This window comes from Alterinioella sp. B-7, assembly GCF_056857775.1.
Genome location: NZ_JBSXNT010000024.1, coordinates 185,368 through 200,255 on the forward strand (window position 1 = coordinate 185,368; position 14,888 = coordinate 200,255).

At 65.1% G+C, this 14,888-nt stretch carries 17 protein-coding genes; 5 read left to right on the top strand and 12 right to left on the bottom strand.

Annotated features, from left to right (window positions below; all coding sequences use genetic code 11):
- Positions 1–85: 85 nt before the first annotated feature.
- Genes AC13C7_RS05735 through AC13C7_RS05745 form a run of 3 tightly spaced genes read left to right on the top strand, consistent with a single transcriptional unit; the run spans position 86 to position 3,758 of the window.
- On the top strand, positions 86–1,624 hold the full coding sequence (locus tag AC13C7_RS05735; protein ID WP_446120623.1) for an amino acid ABC transporter permease: 1,539 nt from the start codon (positions 86–88) through the stop codon (positions 1,622–1,624).
- Between the two features lies 1 nt (position 1,625).
- Positions 1,626–2,951 (top strand): amino acid ABC transporter permease, encoded by a 1,326-nt coding sequence (locus tag AC13C7_RS05740; RefSeq protein WP_172319723.1) that lies wholly within the window; start codon positions 1,626–1,628, stop codon positions 2,949–2,951.
- A gap of 12 nt (positions 2,952–2,963) precedes the next feature.
- Positions 2,964–3,758 (top strand): amino acid ABC transporter ATP-binding protein, encoded by a 795-nt coding sequence (locus tag AC13C7_RS05745; protein WP_328700498.1) that lies wholly within the window; start codon positions 2,964–2,966, stop codon positions 3,756–3,758.
- Between the two features lie 54 nt (positions 3,759–3,812).
- On the opposite strand, the gene AC13C7_RS05750 is transcribed toward AC13C7_RS05745, so the two are convergent.
- The 9 genes from AC13C7_RS05750 to ttcA form a co-directional block, all read right to left on the bottom strand.
- Positions 3,813–4,325 carry a SixA phosphatase family protein gene (locus AC13C7_RS05750; RefSeq protein WP_172319724.1) on the bottom strand — a complete coding sequence of 171 codons (513 nt, stop codon included), beginning with the start codon at positions 4,323–4,325 and terminating at the stop codon, positions 3,813–3,815.
- The gene (locus tag AC13C7_RS05755) at positions 4,322–4,969 is read right to left on the bottom strand and encodes a ferredoxin (protein ID WP_172319725.1); all 648 of its coding nucleotides are present in this window, start codon (positions 4,967–4,969) and stop codon (positions 4,322–4,324) included. The genes AC13C7_RS05750 and AC13C7_RS05755 overlap by 4 nt, the downstream gene beginning before the upstream one ends.
- Positions 4,970–4,979: 10 nt before the next feature.
- Positions 4,980–5,843: an acetylglutamate kinase gene (gene argB / locus AC13C7_RS05760; RefSeq protein ID WP_172319726.1), complete on the bottom strand. Its 864-nt coding sequence runs from the start codon at positions 5,841–5,843 to the stop codon at positions 4,980–4,982.
- Positions 5,844–5,901: 58 nt separating this feature from the next.
- Complete coding sequence (yihA, locus tag AC13C7_RS05765) at positions 5,902–6,552, bottom strand: ribosome biogenesis GTP-binding protein YihA/YsxC (RefSeq protein WP_446170563.1); 651 nt, start codon at positions 6,550–6,552, stop codon at positions 5,902–5,904.
- Between the two features lies 1 nt (position 6,553).
- Entirely contained in the window at positions 6,554–7,291 is a 738-nt protein-coding gene (locus tag AC13C7_RS05770; protein ID WP_482866860.1) for an MOSC domain-containing protein, read from the bottom strand.
- Complete coding sequence (gene yidC, locus AC13C7_RS05775; protein ID WP_172319729.1) at positions 7,288–9,102, bottom strand: membrane protein insertase YidC; 1,815 nt, start codon at positions 9,100–9,102, stop codon at positions 7,288–7,290. Before yidC ends, AC13C7_RS05770 begins: the two co-directional genes overlap by 4 nt.
- 132 nt (positions 9,103–9,234) lie before the next feature.
- Positions 9,235–9,954, bottom strand: a complete 720-nt coding sequence (locus AC13C7_RS05780; protein ID WP_482866861.1) for an EAL domain-containing protein — start codon at positions 9,952–9,954, stop codon at positions 9,235–9,237.
- Positions 9,914–10,786 carry a GGDEF domain-containing protein gene (locus AC13C7_RS05785; RefSeq protein ID WP_482866862.1) on the bottom strand — a complete coding sequence of 291 codons (873 nt, stop codon included), beginning with the start codon at positions 10,784–10,786 and terminating at the stop codon, positions 9,914–9,916. Before AC13C7_RS05785 ends, AC13C7_RS05780 begins: the two co-directional genes overlap by 41 nt.
- Positions 10,787–10,902: 116 nt before the next feature.
- On the bottom strand, positions 10,903–11,766 hold the full coding sequence (gene ttcA, locus AC13C7_RS05790; protein WP_172319730.1) for a tRNA 2-thiocytidine(32) synthetase TtcA: 864 nt from the start codon (positions 11,764–11,766) through the stop codon (positions 10,903–10,905).
- A 110-nt stretch (positions 11,767–11,876) separates the two neighbouring features.
- Here ttcA and AC13C7_RS05795 point away from each other — a divergent pair, with 110 nt between their 5' ends.
- Positions 11,877–12,797, top strand: coding sequence for an alpha/beta hydrolase (locus tag AC13C7_RS05795; protein WP_482866863.1), 921 nt, complete (start codon positions 11,877–11,879; stop codon positions 12,795–12,797).
- 230 nt (positions 12,798–13,027) lie between these two features.
- Here AC13C7_RS05795 and yidD read toward each other — a convergent pair whose 3' ends face one another.
- From yidD to rpmH, 3 genes are all read right to left on the bottom strand, one after another.
- Positions 13,028–13,273: a membrane protein insertion efficiency factor YidD gene (yidD, locus tag AC13C7_RS05800; RefSeq protein ID WP_446119404.1), complete on the bottom strand. Its 246-nt coding sequence runs from the start codon at positions 13,271–13,273 to the stop codon at positions 13,028–13,030.
- A complete protein-coding gene (gene rnpA, locus AC13C7_RS05805) occupies positions 13,270–13,623 on the bottom strand; it encodes a ribonuclease P protein component (protein ID WP_446119402.1) in 354 nt (117 codons plus the stop codon). Before rnpA ends, yidD begins: the two co-directional genes overlap by 4 nt.
- 107 nt (positions 13,624–13,730) lie before the next feature.
- Positions 13,731–13,865: a 50S ribosomal protein L34 gene (gene rpmH / locus AC13C7_RS05810; protein WP_005980833.1), complete on the bottom strand. Its 135-nt coding sequence runs from the start codon at positions 13,863–13,865 to the stop codon at positions 13,731–13,733.
- Between the two features lie 322 nt (positions 13,866–14,187).
- Here rpmH and AC13C7_RS05815 point away from each other — a divergent pair, with 322 nt between their 5' ends.
- Positions 14,188–14,886, top strand: coding sequence for a TVP38/TMEM64 family protein (locus AC13C7_RS05815; RefSeq protein WP_474887940.1), 699 nt, complete (start codon positions 14,188–14,190; stop codon positions 14,884–14,886).
- The last annotated feature ends 2 nt before the right edge of the window (positions 14,887–14,888 follow it).

Sequence of the window (14,888 nt, forward strand, 5' to 3'; positions counted from 1 at the left end):
ACAATCGACCGACCGACCAGAGCCGCCGTAACAATGAGCATGGCTCGGATCGCTCGGCATTCCAACAGAACCGGGGTTCCCTGCTATGTCAGCAATTTCAGACCCGCCAGCGCAGTCGTTCCGACTTAGCCAGCTTATCTATGACAGCCGATACCGTTCGATGACCATCCAGGTGATCGCGCTGATCCTGATCATGGGCGGCATCTACTGGCTGGCCCGCAACACCGTCCAGAACCTCTCGGAACTGGGCAAGGATTTCGACTTCGGATTCCTGTCGCAGCGCGCGGGGTATGACATCAACCAGCGCCTGGTCGAATACACAAATGACAGCACCCACGCCCGCGCGGCCCTGGTGGGTATCCTCAACACGCTGCTGGTGGCCTTCCTGGGCTGCCTCATGGCGACGATCCTGGGTGTCATCGCGGGCGTGCTGCGCCTGTCGAAGAACTGGATCGTGGGCCGCCTGATGACGGTCTATGTCGAGGGTTTCCGCAACGTGCCGCTGCTTTTGTGGATCATCGCCATCTTCGCGGTGATGACCGAAGCCACGCCACAGCCGAGGGATTTCCGGGGCGATGACCCCGATGCCTCGATGATCCTGGGCGAAAGCGTCGCCATCACCAATCGCGGCATCTTCATTCCGTCTCCGGTCTGGGGCGATGGGGCGATGCTGCTGGTCCTGACATTCGTGGCATCGCTGGTCGCGATCTTCCTGTTCCGCCGCTTTGCCCATAAACGGCAAGAGGCAACCGGGGAGATCCTGCCGGTCCTGTGGGTCTCGCTGGGTCTGTTCATCGTCCCGACGCTTCTGGTCTACCTGGCTTATTCGGCGACCGGTGCGCGCGATCAGTTTCCGGTTCTGGCCGTCGGCGCCGAGCAGGGCATGACGCTGGAGGAGTTCACCGACGAGAACCGCAACCCCGCGATATGCGCCCTGCCGCGCACCGCCGCGGTGAACCTTTCGACCGACCTCCGCGCCATCGGTCAACGTGCCTCGATCGTGCCGGTGGAAACCTCCGCCGATCTGCAATCCAACATCGAATCGGGTGAGTGCGTCCTGGCGGTGATCTCGCCGGAGGCCGGCGAAACCCTGGTCGCCGGTGTCGAGGGCGTGGCCCTCGCGCCGCTGGAGGACACGGTCGATCGCGGCCGCCCGCTGCAATTCGAGCGTCCGCAACTGGCCGGCTTCAACTTCGAGGGCGGCTTGCAGCTTCGCAACTCGCTGATCGCGCTGTGGTTCGCCCTGTCCCTCTACACGGGCGCCTTCATCGCCGAGATCGTGCGCGCCGGTATCCTTGCCGTCAGCCACGGCCAGACCGAGGCCGCGGGGGCCCTGGGAATGCGGTCGAACCGGATCATGAACCTGGTTGTGCTGCCGCAGGCGCTGCGGGTGATCATCCCGCCCTTGATCTCGCAATATCTGAACCTGACCAAGAACTCGTCACTGGCCATCGCCGTGGGCTACATGGATGTGCGCGCGACGCTTGGCGGGATCACCATCAACCAGACCGGTCGTGAGCTGGAGGGGATGCTGCTGCTTGGCCTCTTCTACCTGATCACGTCGCTGGCGATTGCAGGTGTGATGAACATCTACAATGCCTCCGTCAAACTGAAGGAGCGCTGAGATGAGCGATACACATTCCGAAAGCGCCCTGCACACCGCCTATGTCCGCAAGGAGATGCTGCCCGAACGGGACCCGCCGGCATCGCAGAAAGGGGCCGTGCTGTGGATGCGGGAGAACCTGTTTTCCTCCATCCCCAATGCGATCATGACCGTCGTGTCGCTCTACGTGATCTACTACATCCTTGCGGGGATCGGTCCGTGGATGATCGGCGGCATCTGGGACGCGGAGTCCCTGACGGAATGCCGCGCCATCCGCGACGAGCTTTATGGCCACGGCCGTGAGGTCGCCTGTTGGGCCGTCATCACGGATCGCTGGCATCAGCTGCTGTTCGGCTTCTACCCGCAGGACCTCTACTGGCGTCCGATCCTGACGCTGGCGCTGTTCGGTGTGGCCGTGGCCCCGGTACTGTTCGAGAACGCGCCGCGCCCGCTGCTGATCGTCACCGCGATCTTCCCCTTCGTGGCCTATTTCCTGCTCTGGGGCGGGTCGGTCTGGGGTCCGGCGGCGGTTGCGGTCGGGTTCATCCTGGCCTGGGCGATCCTGACCTATACGCAGGACATCCTGGGCTCGCTTGCGGCAACCCTGGCTGCGATCGTGGTGCCGCTGCTCTACTGGCTCTACCTTGTCGGCCCGGTGGCCGGATGGCTGCACGGGTTGGCCCCGATCGGGATCGAGGCGGTTGGATCGGATGAAATCGGCGGCTTCCTCCTGGCGCTTGTCATCGGCGGCACAGGCATCATCCTGTCGCTGCCCATCGGCATCCTGCTGGCGCTCGGGCGGCAATCGGACCTTTTCATCATCAACAAGTGCTCGGTGATCTTCATCGAAGTGATCCGGGGCGTCCCGCTGATCGTGTGGCTGTTCACGGCCTCGCTGCTGCTGAACTACTTTCTGCCGCCGGGGACCAATTTCGACCTGATGCTGCGGGTGATCATCATGGTGACGCTGTTCGCCTCGGCCTATATCGCCGAGGTGGTCCGGGGGGGCCTCGCCGCCCTGCCGCGCGGGCAGTATGAAGGCGCCGACAGCCTGGGCCTGAATTACTGGCAGTCCATGCAGTTGATCGTGCTGCCGCAGGCGCTGAAGATTTCCATTCCGGGCATCGTCAGCACCTTTATCGGCCTGTTCAAGGACACCACGCTGGTGGTCTTCGTGGGCCTCTCTGATCCGATCGGCTTTTCCAACCTGATCCGCGCCACTTCCGAGTGGAACGGTATCTATTGGGAACTGTTCATCTTCATCGGGATCTGCTTCTGGATCTTCTGTTTTTCCATGTCCCGCTATTCGCAGTGGTTGGAGCGCAAGCTCAACACCGGACATCGCTAAGGAACCTTTGACATGACTGACACAGCAACCAAACCCCGCTCCGTCAACCGGTCGCAGATGAAAGTCTCGGATGAGGTGGCCATCGAGATCACGGACATGAACAAGTGGTTCGGCACCTTCCACGTGCTGCGCGACATCAACCTGACCGTGAACCAGGGCGAACGGATCGTGATCTGCGGGCCTTCTGGCTCTGGCAAGTCGACCCTGATCCGCTGCATCAACGCGCTGGAGGAACACCAGCAGGGCAAGATCGTCGTCGATGGCACGGAACTGTCCAACGACCTCAAGAATATCGACAAGATCCGGTCCGAGGTCGGCATGTGCTTCCAGCACTTCAACCTGTTTCCGCATCTGACGATTCTGGAAAACTGCACGCTGGCCCCGATCTGGGTGCGCAAGACGCCCAAGCGCGAGGCCGAGGAAACGGCGATGTATTTCCTGGAGAAGGTCAAGATCCCCGACCAGGCCAACAAGTATCCCGGCCAGTTGTCCGGCGGTCAGCAGCAGCGCGTGGCCATCGCGCGCAGCCTGTGCATGCGGCCCCGGATCATGCTCTTTGATGAACCCACCTCGGCGCTCGATCCCGAGATGATCAAGGAGGTGCTGGACACCATGATCCAGCTGGCCGAGGAAGGCATGACCATGCTCTGCGTGACGCATGAGATGGGCTTTGCCCGCCAGGTCGCCAACCGCGTGATCTTCATGGATGCGGGCCAGATCATCGAACAGAACGAACCCGAAGAGTTCTTCAACAACCCGCAGAGCGACCGGACCAAGCTGTTCCTGAGCCAGATTCTGGGGCACTGAAGGTCGGTTCCAGGTGACAAGCAGGGCCCTCCGCGCAATCGGAGGGCCCTTTTTTCATGCCGGGTCTGGCAGGTCGCGCGGGGTGACAAAGGCGCGAACCTGGCCGGTGCCGGGGGCGATGTCCCGCCAATCCTCCGCGTCAAACCCCAACACCGTTGTCGCCGCCGTCGGGTAGCGCCCGAAGTCGGGATGCGCGGGCGGGGTCTTCGCCAGCATCCGGGCCAGGGCCGCGGTGCCGGGGTTATGGGCGACCATCGCCACGACGGGGGCCGAGGCGTCGCGCAGATGACGCAGCATCGTGTCGGGGCTGGCATGGTAGAGGGCCGGGATCAGCCTGGGGGCGGGGGCGTCCGGCAGGCGATCCGCGATCAGGTGCCAGGTCTCCTGGGTGCGGGTGGCGTCCGAGACCAGCGCCTCCTCCGGCGTCAGCCCCTCGCGGGCCAGCCAGGCCCCGATGCGCGGGGCGGCGCGGCGACCGCGCGGGTTCAGCGCGCGCTGGTGATCGGTGAGGCGCGGATCGTCCCAATCGGACTTGGCGTGGCGGATCAGGATCAGGGTGCGGGTCATTTGTGAAACTGCCTCATGTGATAGGCGGATTGGGTGGGAACGCGCCCCGATGCGGCGCTGAGGGGGCAGGCGCGGCGGGCCTTGCAGCCCAATTCCATGCAATCCCTGCCGGGGTCGGTGTCCAGATAGGCATGGCAGGCCGCCACATCATAGCCGTCCGGCCCAAGCGCATCCACCGGGCAGGCGCTGCGGCAGGGGGCGGCGCAGGTCTCGCAGGGGCGCGGGCCGGTTGCGGGCCGGTCGATGGAATAGGGCAGGGCGATGGCCCCCCGGATCGAGATCATGAGCCCGGCGCGGTCATGCACCAGCATCCCGACAGGCGAGGGCCAGGCCCGCCCGGTGCGCGTGGCCCAGGCGATAAAGGGCAGGTAGGGCGGCCCGCCGAAGGGGAAAAGCGCCCGGCCGCCGGTGGTCTCGGCCAGCGCGCCGATCACCCGCGTGGACCAACGGTCGAGCGGGTCGGGGGCCTCGTCCTGAAACTCGGGCGTGGCGGCGACGCGGGGCCAGAAACCGGGCTCCTCCGGCGCGAAGAGCAGCATCGTGGCCGTGCCATCGGGGCAGGCATCCGCCGGTTCGGGAAGGAAGCCTCCGAAGATCGTCAGGCCCTCACCTGCGGCCCTCCTGTGGATGTCGTCATAGGTCATCGCACCCGCCTCAGGCGCGGATCATGCTGCCCGCCCCGTGATCGGTATAGAGCTCCAGCAGCACGGCGTTCGAGACCCGGCCATCGACGATGGTGCAGGCCCGCACGCCCGCGCGCACGGCGGCCAGCGCGGTCTGCGTCTTGGGGATCATGCCGCCCGCGATGATGCCATCGGCGGTCATGCGCACGACATCCTCGGCGCTCAACTCGGTCACGACCTCGCCGCTGGCATCCTTGACGCCCGCCACATCGGTCAGCAACAGCAGCCGGTCGGCCTTGAGCGCCGCCGCGATGGCGCCCGCCGCCGTGTCGCCGTTGATGTTGAATGTCTCGCCTCCCCGGCCCGCGCCCAAGGGGGCGACGACGGGGATGATCTTGTCCTTGAACAGGTTGTGCAGCACCTCGGGGTTCACGTCATTCGGCACGCCCACAAAGCCGAATTTCGGATCTTCCGGGTCGCAGGTGATGAGGTTCGCATCCTTGCCCGAGAGGCCGACGGCCCGTCCCCCCTGCGCATTGATGGCCTGCACGATGCGCTTGTTGACGCTGCCCGACAGCACCATTTCCACAACCTCGACCGTGGCCGCATCGGTGACGCGCTTGCCATCGACGAATTCCGAGATGACGCCGAGTTTCTTCAGCATCTCGTTGATCATCGGCCCGCCGCCATGCACGATGACAGGATTCACGCCGACCTGCCGCATCAACACGATATCGCGGGCGAAAGTCGCCATGGCCTCGTCATCGCCCATGGCGTGACCGCCGAACTTGATCACCACGATGGCGTCGTTGAAGCGTTGCAGGTAGGGCAGCGCCTCGGACAGGGTGCGGGCGGTGGCGGCGTAGTCACGGGACATGGCGGTCTGCTTTTTCATCGGAGGAACCTCTCTGGTCCGACCTTGTTAGCCCCGCGCTGCGCCCCGCTCAAGCGGATCAGTCGATCCCGGCGATGATCGCGCGCAGGGTGGCGATGCCGTCGCCCTTTTCGGACGAGGTCAGCACCAGTTCGGGGAAGGCCGCAGGGTGCCTTGCCAGTGCCCCGCGCACCTGCGCCAACACCTTCTCTCGGTCCTTTTCCTTGACCTTGTCGGATTTGGTCAGCACCGCCTGGAACGGCACGGCGGAGCGGTCGAGCAACTCCATGATCTCGCTATCCACCGGCTTCACGCCGTGGCGCGCGTCGATCAGCACGAAGGCACGGCGCAGGTTGGCGCGGCCTGAAAGGTAAGCCTTGAGCAGGCGCTGCCATTTCTCGACCACGTTGACCGGCGCGTTGGCATAGCCATAGCCGGGCAGGTCGACCAGGTAGCGTTCATCGCCCAGGGTGAAGAAGTTGATTTCCTGCGTGCGGCCCGGCGTATTGGACGCCCGCGCCAGCGCCTTGCGGCCCGTCAGCGCGTTGATCAGGGTGGATTTGCCCACGTTGGAGCGGCCCGCGAAACAGACCTCGACGCGATCGGCGGGCGGCATCCCGTCCATGGCGACGACGCCTTTCAGGAACTCGGTCTCACCGGCGAAGAGGATGCGGCCCTTCTCGGCGGCCTGCGCGTCCGGTGCCTCGGCCAGGGGGAATTTCAACTCCATCTCAGAGCACCTCGATTCCATTGCCAAGCGCGATCTCGCCGCTTGTAACCACCTCGCCATAAACGCAGAACTCGCGCGCCTCGTTCAGCACGCTCAGCGTGTCGGCATCGCGCTGGCCGGTTTCGGGGTTGGCCGTGGTGGCAAGGCAGCGCACGACCGGTTCGCGCACGGCGATCTCGGCGCTGCCGATGCGCACGGTCCTGCCGATCCAGTCGCCCTCGTCCCAGGGCGGCAATCCATCGAGCCAGATATTCGCGCGCCAGCGTTTCTCCGACAGGCGCTGCCCCAGCTTGTGTTCCACCGCGCGGTGCGAGGCCATGTTGCCGATGCTGACCGAGGGGAAATCCGTATCCGTCATGCCGCGCCCCGGCACCCGGATGACACGGGCCGATTGGGCGCGGTTTTCCGGTTGCAGCGGCCCTGACCAGGCAATCAGCGCGTCGCCGTCCTTATCGGGGTCGATTATCAGGTCGGGCAGGTCGGGATGGGTCAGGGTGACTGTGCCCGTGGCCTCATCCAGCCGCGCATCGATGGCCATCAGGCCGGGGGCCTTCGACCCGATCGTGAAGTTGCGGCAATGCGCCCATGCGCTGCCATCCACGTCGCTTGCGTCATGCGCCACGGCCCAGGTCCGGTCCCAGGGCATGGTGGCCCCGGCCTCAAGCCGGACCGAAGTCAGCGCCTCGCGCCCATGGCTCTTGATCGGGTGCCGCCAGAGGCCGGTGACGCGGGGCGTCATGTGTCGTCCGGTTTCTTGCGCTGGAAACTGCGGCGGATATTGCCGAACACGTCGGGCTTGAAGCCCTGGCTGCGCATGATCGTGTATTGCTGGATGAAAGTCACCGTGTTGTTGGTGATCCAGTAGACCAGCAGGCCGCTGGCAAAGCTGCCGAGCATGAACATGAAGACCCAGGGCAGGTAGGCGAAGATCATCGCCTGCGTCGGATCGGTGGGCGCCGGGTTCAGTTTTTGCTGCAGCCACATCGAGACGCCCAGAAGCAGGGGCAGCACGCCGATGAAGATCAGCGCCATGATGGTGCCGGGTTCGGGTGCCGCGTAGGGCAGCAACCCGTAGAGGTTGAAGATCGACGAGCTGTCGGGCGCCGAGAGGTCATTCAGCCAGCCGAAGAACGGCGCGTGGCGCAGCTCCAGCGTGACGAAAATCACCTTGTAGAGCGAGAAGAATATCGGGATTTGCAGAAGGATCGGCAGACAGCCCGAGGCCGGGTTCACCTTTTCCTTCTTGTAGAGCTCCATCATGCCCTGTTGCAGCTTCTGCCGGTCATCGCCCGCACGTTCCTTCAGCTCCTCCATCTTGGGCTGAAGCTCCTTCATCTTGGCCATCGAGACGTAGGATTTATAGGCCAGCGGGAAGAGCGCGGCCTTGATCAGCAGCGTCAGCGCGATGATGGCGACGCCCATATTGCCGATAAGCGCGTTGAGGTTGTGAAGCAGCCAGAAGATCGGCTTGGTCAGGAAGTAGAACCAGCCCCAGTCGATGGAATCGAGGAAGCCGTCGATGCCGTCCTCGTTCTGGTAGTTGCGGATGGTTTCCCATTCCTTGGCGCCCGCGAAAAGGCGCGTCGAGCGCTCGACCGTTTGCCCCGGTTCGACGGTGACGGCGGGCAGGCGGGCCTCGGTCTGGTAGATCTCGGCGCTGGCGACATAGCGGGAAACGGCGGTGAAGGGCTGGCCCGCCTCGGGGATCAGCGTGGTCATCCAGTACTTGTCGGTGAAACCGATCCAGCCTTCCTCGGCTACGTCCGTCACTTCGGCCCGCGCGCCTTCGCGTTCGAGGAAATCGAGGTCGGTCATGTCGTCGTAATCAAGCTCGTTCAGGGTGCCGTCCGAGCTTTGCACGACGCCTTCGTGCAGGATGAAGAAGTTCTGCAGGTCATCGGGCAGCCCGTGGCGCGCGACGATGCCGTAGGGGGCAAGGCGGGCCGCGTCCTCGTTAGTGTTCTCGACCGATTGGGTGATCGTGAACATGTAATCTTCATCGACCGAGATCGTGCGGCGGAAGATCAGGCCGGTGCCATTGTCCCACCGAAGCGTCACCGGGGTCTCGACGGTCAGCGTCTCGCCCTCCTCGACCTCCCATTCGGTGTTCGCACCGGGGACATCCTCATAGCCAAGCGCGCCGCCGGGGGTCCAGCCGTAGAGCGCGTAATAGGCCCCGGATTGCCCGACCGGCGAGAGCAGGCGGACATTGGGCGAGTCCTCTTCCAGCGTTTCGAAATAGTTGCGCAGTTCGAGGTCGTCGAGGCGGCCACCGGTGAGAGAGATGGAGCCCGAAAGCGCCTGCGTGTCGATGGCGATGCGCGGGGCTTCCGCGGTCGCCTCGACCGGCGCGCCGGCCTCGGTTTCGGTCCCGCCGACAGTGGGCGGGGTCAGAGCAAGATCGGGGGCCTCGCCCTCGGTGGTGACGACGGCCTCGGGGCTGTCGGGATCGGTCGGGAGGTCGGCGGGCGGGAACAGGATCGACCAGATCAGGATCACACCCAGGCTCAAGGCCATTGCAAGAATGAAATTCTTGTTCTGATTGTCCATAACCGCCCTGTCCAGCCTTGTTTGAATCCACGGAGGTTCAACAGATTGAGGCCGCAAAGGTCAAGCGGTTTTCCCCGCCTGTGGCACCGTTGCGCGCGGTTTGGCATCGGTTTCACCCCGGATGGGGCCGGATCAGCCCGCGCGGCGTCCGATCCGGGGCGTTTGGGGGATCTTTTCGTTGTAGCTGCGCATCCAGCCGATGGTGTCTTCCAGCGGCATGGGGCGCGACAGCCCGTAGCCCTGGATATGGTCGCAGCCCAGTTGCGCCAGCACGCTTTGTTCGCCCTCGGTCTCGACGCCTTCGGCCACGGTGGCGACGCCAAGCCGTTCGGCCAGCGCCAGGATACCGGCGACCACGGCCTGCTGGCTGGATTCGCGGTCCATCCGCGTCACGAAGCTGCGGTCGATCTTGATGCGGTTGACGCGGAAGCGGGCGATATTGGCGATGGCGGCACTGCCGGTGCCGAAATCGTCGAGGTCGATGTTGAAGCCATGCGCGCTGAGCCGTTCGATATTCTGCACCACCACGTCGTCCTGCGATTGCGCGGCGACGGTCTCCAGGATCTCGACGGTCAGGCGCGAGGGGCGCATCTCGTGACGGTCGACCTCCCATTTGACGCGGTCGGCCAGGGTCGGGTCATGCAGTTCCTCAGCCGAGAAATTGACCGAGACCGAGGGGATCGCGAACCCGGCCTCGTCCCAGACCTTCAGCGCGGCCAGCGCGTGCGACAAGATCACCTCGCCCAACCGGCCCATGCAGCCGGCATCGTCGATGGCGGGCAGGAAATCGGCGGGGATCAGCACGCCTTCTTCAGGGTGATGCCAGCGCGCGAGCGCCTCGAAGCCCGACACCGCCCCGGTATCGGTGCTGATCTGGGGCTGAAACCAGGGCCGGATGGCCCCCGGAATCGAGCGCGGTTTCAACCTCCTCGGACAGGCCATGGCGGCGGCGCGAGCGGGTTTTCACGCGTTCGGAATAGCCGCGCACCCCGGCGGGGCCATTCCTGCGCGCCTCGGTCAACGCGGTCAGGGCGGCATCCAGCACGCATTCGGCATTGCCGTATTCGGCCTGCGCGGGCGTGGCAAAGCCGACCGAGAGGGTCGGGTGGGCCGCCGATCCGGCGATGGCGACAGGTTCGGAAAGTGCGCGTTGCAGGCGTTCGACCACCGACACGACGAGGTCGAGCTTGGCATTGGCGATGGGTTCCAGCGCGATGGCAAAGCGGCCCTCGCCGATGCAGGCGACGGCATCGCCCCGGCGCAGCGAGGTCTGAAGACGTTCGGCGCTGCGGCGCAGGATCTGATCGCCCGCCGACGCGCCCCAACGCGCCACCAGATCGGGGAAATCGTCGATCTCGGCAATCAGGCAGGCGGTGGCGCGGCCCTGCGCCTCGGGGCTGTTCATGGACCGATCCAGCGCGGTCAGGAACGCCTCGCGCATGGGCAGGCCGGTCTTGCCGTCGCGCGGGCCTGTGTCGGGGTCGATGCGCGCGGGCGGGCGCAGCGCCTGAAGCGCCAGGAGCGCGGGCAACAGGACCGAAGTGGCAAAGATGATCTCGGCCTTGCCGATCCAGACCGCGCCAAGCGCCAGCAGCGGAAAGATCGCCAGGAATTCGACGCGGGCCAGCGCGCCGCGAATGCCGCGGGCAAGCCGGTCCATCGAGGAGGTCGCAGAAACACGCATCGGCACACCCTTTGTCTCACACCGTCCCCAGGTGAACGGAATGGGAACGTTGCCGAAAAGGGCTAAGCCAAACTGCCAAACAGGCTGTTAATGACCGCCGATTACTGTCTCTGATTTCAGTCGAATTGTTCCGACCGTGCCAGTCCGGCGAAGTCGAAAAGGCTCGGGTCCAGCAGATGCGAAGGCCGCGCATTCATCAGGGACGAGAACATCTTGCCGCGCCGTCCGGGGCTGCGCGCCTCCCACTCGTTCAGCATCGCCTTGATCTGCTGGCGTTGCAGCCCGTCCTGCGATCCGCAGAGATCACAGGGGATGATGGGATAGTTCATGGCGCGGGAAAACGCCTCGCAATCGGCCTCGGCGACATGGGCGAGGGGGCGGTAGACAAAGAGGTCGCCCTCATCGTTGAGCAGCTTGGGCGGCATCGTGGCCAGCTTGCCGCCATGAAACAAATTCAGGAAAAATGTCTCGAGAATATCGTCGCGGTGATGGCCCAGAACAACCGCCGAACACCCTTCCTCACGCGCGATTCGGTAGAGGTTGCCACGGCGCAGCCGCGAGCAGAGCGCGCAATAGGTCCGGCCCTGGGGCACCTTGTCCATGACGATGGAGTAGGTGTCCTGATACTCGATCCGGTGCTCCACACCCATCTTCTCCAGAAACTCCGGCAGCACGGTCGCGGGAAAGCCCGGCTGGCCCTGGTCGAGGTTGCAGGCGAGGATCTGGACCGGCAGCAGCCCGCGCCATTTGAGCTCGGTCAGGGCGGCCAGCAGGGTGTAACTGTCCTTGCCGCCCGAGAGGCAGACCAGCCACTTGTCCGGCTGCGTGCCCTCGGCGCGACGTGAGCCGCGTTCGATCATTCCGTAGCGCTGGATCGCCTCGCGGGTCTCGCGGATGATCCGCTTGCGCAGTTTCTTGAACTCCGCCGTCTTCGGCGCGCCGTGAAAGAGCGGGTGGATATCGTCGCTGTCGTCAAGCATCTGGGACCTCCGGGTGTCGCGGTCCCCGCATAGTGCCGCCGGGTGCCCCGCGCAACGGTTTTGATATCCGCGCGGCCTGGGGCATACTGCGGGACAGGGAGGGCCGCGACATGGATTATTTCTTCTCGCGCCGCACGTTCAACCAGAGCAAGGGCAAGTTCACCAAGGACTTCGCGGCGCTGACGCGCTATGCCCGCGTGCCTGAGCCCATTGCCGAGGCCGGGGCCGCGCATCTGATCAGCCGCGACCAGTGGTTGCAAGGCGTGTTGTCCTCGGCCACCACCAACGACGTCGTCATCTTCGTGCATGGCTTCAACACCTCGCAGGCGGAAATGCTGATCCGCCAGCGCAAGATCCAGGGTGGCCTCATGGCGCATGGCTTCGGCGGCGCTGTGATCGGGCTGGACTGGGCCAGCGACGGTGTGCTGTCCGGCTATGGCCGCGACCGCACGGACGCCAAGAGAACCGCGCCCTACCTGGTGCTGGACGGGATCGGGCCGATCCTCAACGCGCGGCCCGGTATCCGCATCCACATCCTGGCCCATTCGATGGGCGCCTACCTGACGTTGCGCGGTTTCAGCCAGGTGGGCGATTCCGGCGCGCCCGGCACCCATCCCTGGGGCGTGGAGCAGGTGTTGTTCCTGGCCGCCGATGTCACCGTGGGCTGGATGGAGGCGGGGGCCTGGGGCGGGCTGGTCATGGATCATCGCTGCAAGCGGCTGACCAACTATTACAGCGGTTTTGACGATGTGCTGGCCCTGTCCGAGATCAACCATGGCGGCCAGGCCCCCAAGATCGGGCGCAACGGCATGTCGGGGCCGCTGCCGGGCCGGTTCAACGACCTCTATTGCGGCGAGCAATATGACCGCACGGTGCCGCAGGCACAGCGCAGCGTGCGCTATTCCCACACCTGGTATTTCGACAATGCCGGGGTCTACCAGGATGCCGCCCGCACCCTGGCGGGGCAATCGGCGGCGACTATGCCGACGCGTCTGCCGGCGTCGAACGGGGATCAGGCGCTGCGAGTGTGAGAGGGCCAGCGCAATGCCCCGGCCCCCTGTGTTTTCAGAAATGAAACTGCCATTTCGGTGGCGGCGACTGCGATGGCGGCAGGCCGATGTCGCGGCGCAGATACGGCGTCAGGCCGTCCTCGAACCGGGCCCTGCGCGAAGGTCGCGCCGCCTCGTCGGCCTCTGCGCGCAACACGCGCCACAACCCGGCCTCGTGGATGATGTCGGACAGGACGACCTGAGGGTCAGTGTCACCCGTCGGACATATCGCTGTCAGGGTCCGGCACCGGATCGTACCCGGAAGAGCCAAGCGGATGGCAGCGCCCGATGCGGCGCAGCGCCAGCCAGCCGCCTTTCACCGCGCCATGCTTCTCAAGCGCCTCCAGCGCATAGGCGGAACAGGTGGGCTGATAGCGGCAGTTGAACCCGACCCAAGGCGAAAAGATCAGCCGGTAGGCACGCACCGGCAGGGCGGCGATATGGGCCAGCGGGCTCATCCGTGCAGCTTTTGCAGGGCGCGGGACAGGTCGGCGCGCATCTGGTCCATGGGCAGGGTCGCGGTAAGCTCGGGCCTGCCGATCAACACGTAGTCCCACCCAGGACGCCCCTCGGTCGTGATCACGGCGCGGGCAATCTCGCGCAGGCGGCGCTTGGCGCGGTTGCGGGCGACGGCATTGCCGACCTTCTTGGAACAGGTATAGCCGACGCGGATCAGGTCGGGGTCGGCGGGCTCCCCCTCGCGCCGTTTGCGGCCCTGCACCAGAAAGCCCGGCGCATGGGCGCGGCCTGCACGGGCGGCGCGCAGGAAATCGGGGCGTTTGGCCAGGGTCTCGATCCGCTGCGTCACGCGCGATCCTTCAAAACACGAAAAGCCGAAATACGAAAAGCCCCTGTGGCCATGATGGCCGAAGGGGCTCCTCCAGGGGGCGCATCGGCCCCCAAATCGGCACGCGATTACGCGCTGAGCGACTTCCGGCCGCGGGCGCGGCGGGCGTTCAGGATCTTGCGGCCGGCCTTGGTTGCCATGCGGGCGCGGAACCCGTGGCGGCGTTTGCGGACCAGGTTGGACGGCTGGTAAGTGCGTTTCATCTCTCAAGCTCCGTATCGTCACGGGCCGGAACGCGCGAGGGATTGCGCATCGACGGCCAGAGAATCCGTTTGAAGCCCCGCCAATAGAACCAGTGCCGCGCGGTGTCAACAATGGCGCGGGCCGAAAAACGGGGTTTGAAACATCCGCGCGGCGAAATCCTTCAGATCGGGCCGGAAACCGACATATCCGGCCCGAAACGGTCACGCCCCATCAAGCGGGCGTGAAGGGCCTGTTGCGGGGCCGCCGGAACGCGCATCTTCTGGTCAAGCGATTGCGAAAGGTGCAACCATGTCCGATACCACAGCCCCGTCAGGAAGTCCGATGACCCGATATCTGCCGCTGATCGTGATTGCACTCGTGGCGGCATCCGGCTGGTTCTTCTTTCGCGATTACCTGAGCTTCGAGGCGCTGCGCGACAATCGTGAAGCGCTCCTGGCCTTTCGGGACGCGAATTACCTGGCAATGGTTGCGGGTTACATCGTGGCATATGTCGCTATCGTGGCGTTTTCCCTGCCCGGCGCGACACCGGCGACACTGGCGGGGGGCTTCCTCTTCGGTCTCTTCCCCGGTGCGTTCTATGTCGTGGTCTCGGCGACGCTCGGCGCGATCGTCATCTTCCTGGCCGCCAAGTGGGGCCTGGGCGAGGCGCTGGCGGCGCGGATGGATGCCTCCTCGGGCCGGATCAAGCGCATCAAGGAGGGGATCGAGGCGAACGAGCTGCCGATGCTGTTCCTGATCCGTCTGGTCCCCGCCGTGCCCTTTTTCGTTGCCAACCTGCTGCCCGCGCTCGTCGGTGTCGCGCTGGGGCCGTATGTCTTCACCACGTTCTTCGGAATCATGCCGGGCACGGTGGTCTACACCTGGGTCGGCGCGGGACTGGGGGAGGTTTTCGCCCGTGGCGACACGCCCGATCTGGGGATCATCTTCGAGCCGATGATCCTGGGGCCGATCCTTGGGCTCTGCGCGCTGGCGCTGCTGCCGATCGTCATCAGGGCCGTGCGCGGCAAGGAAGGGGTCTGAGC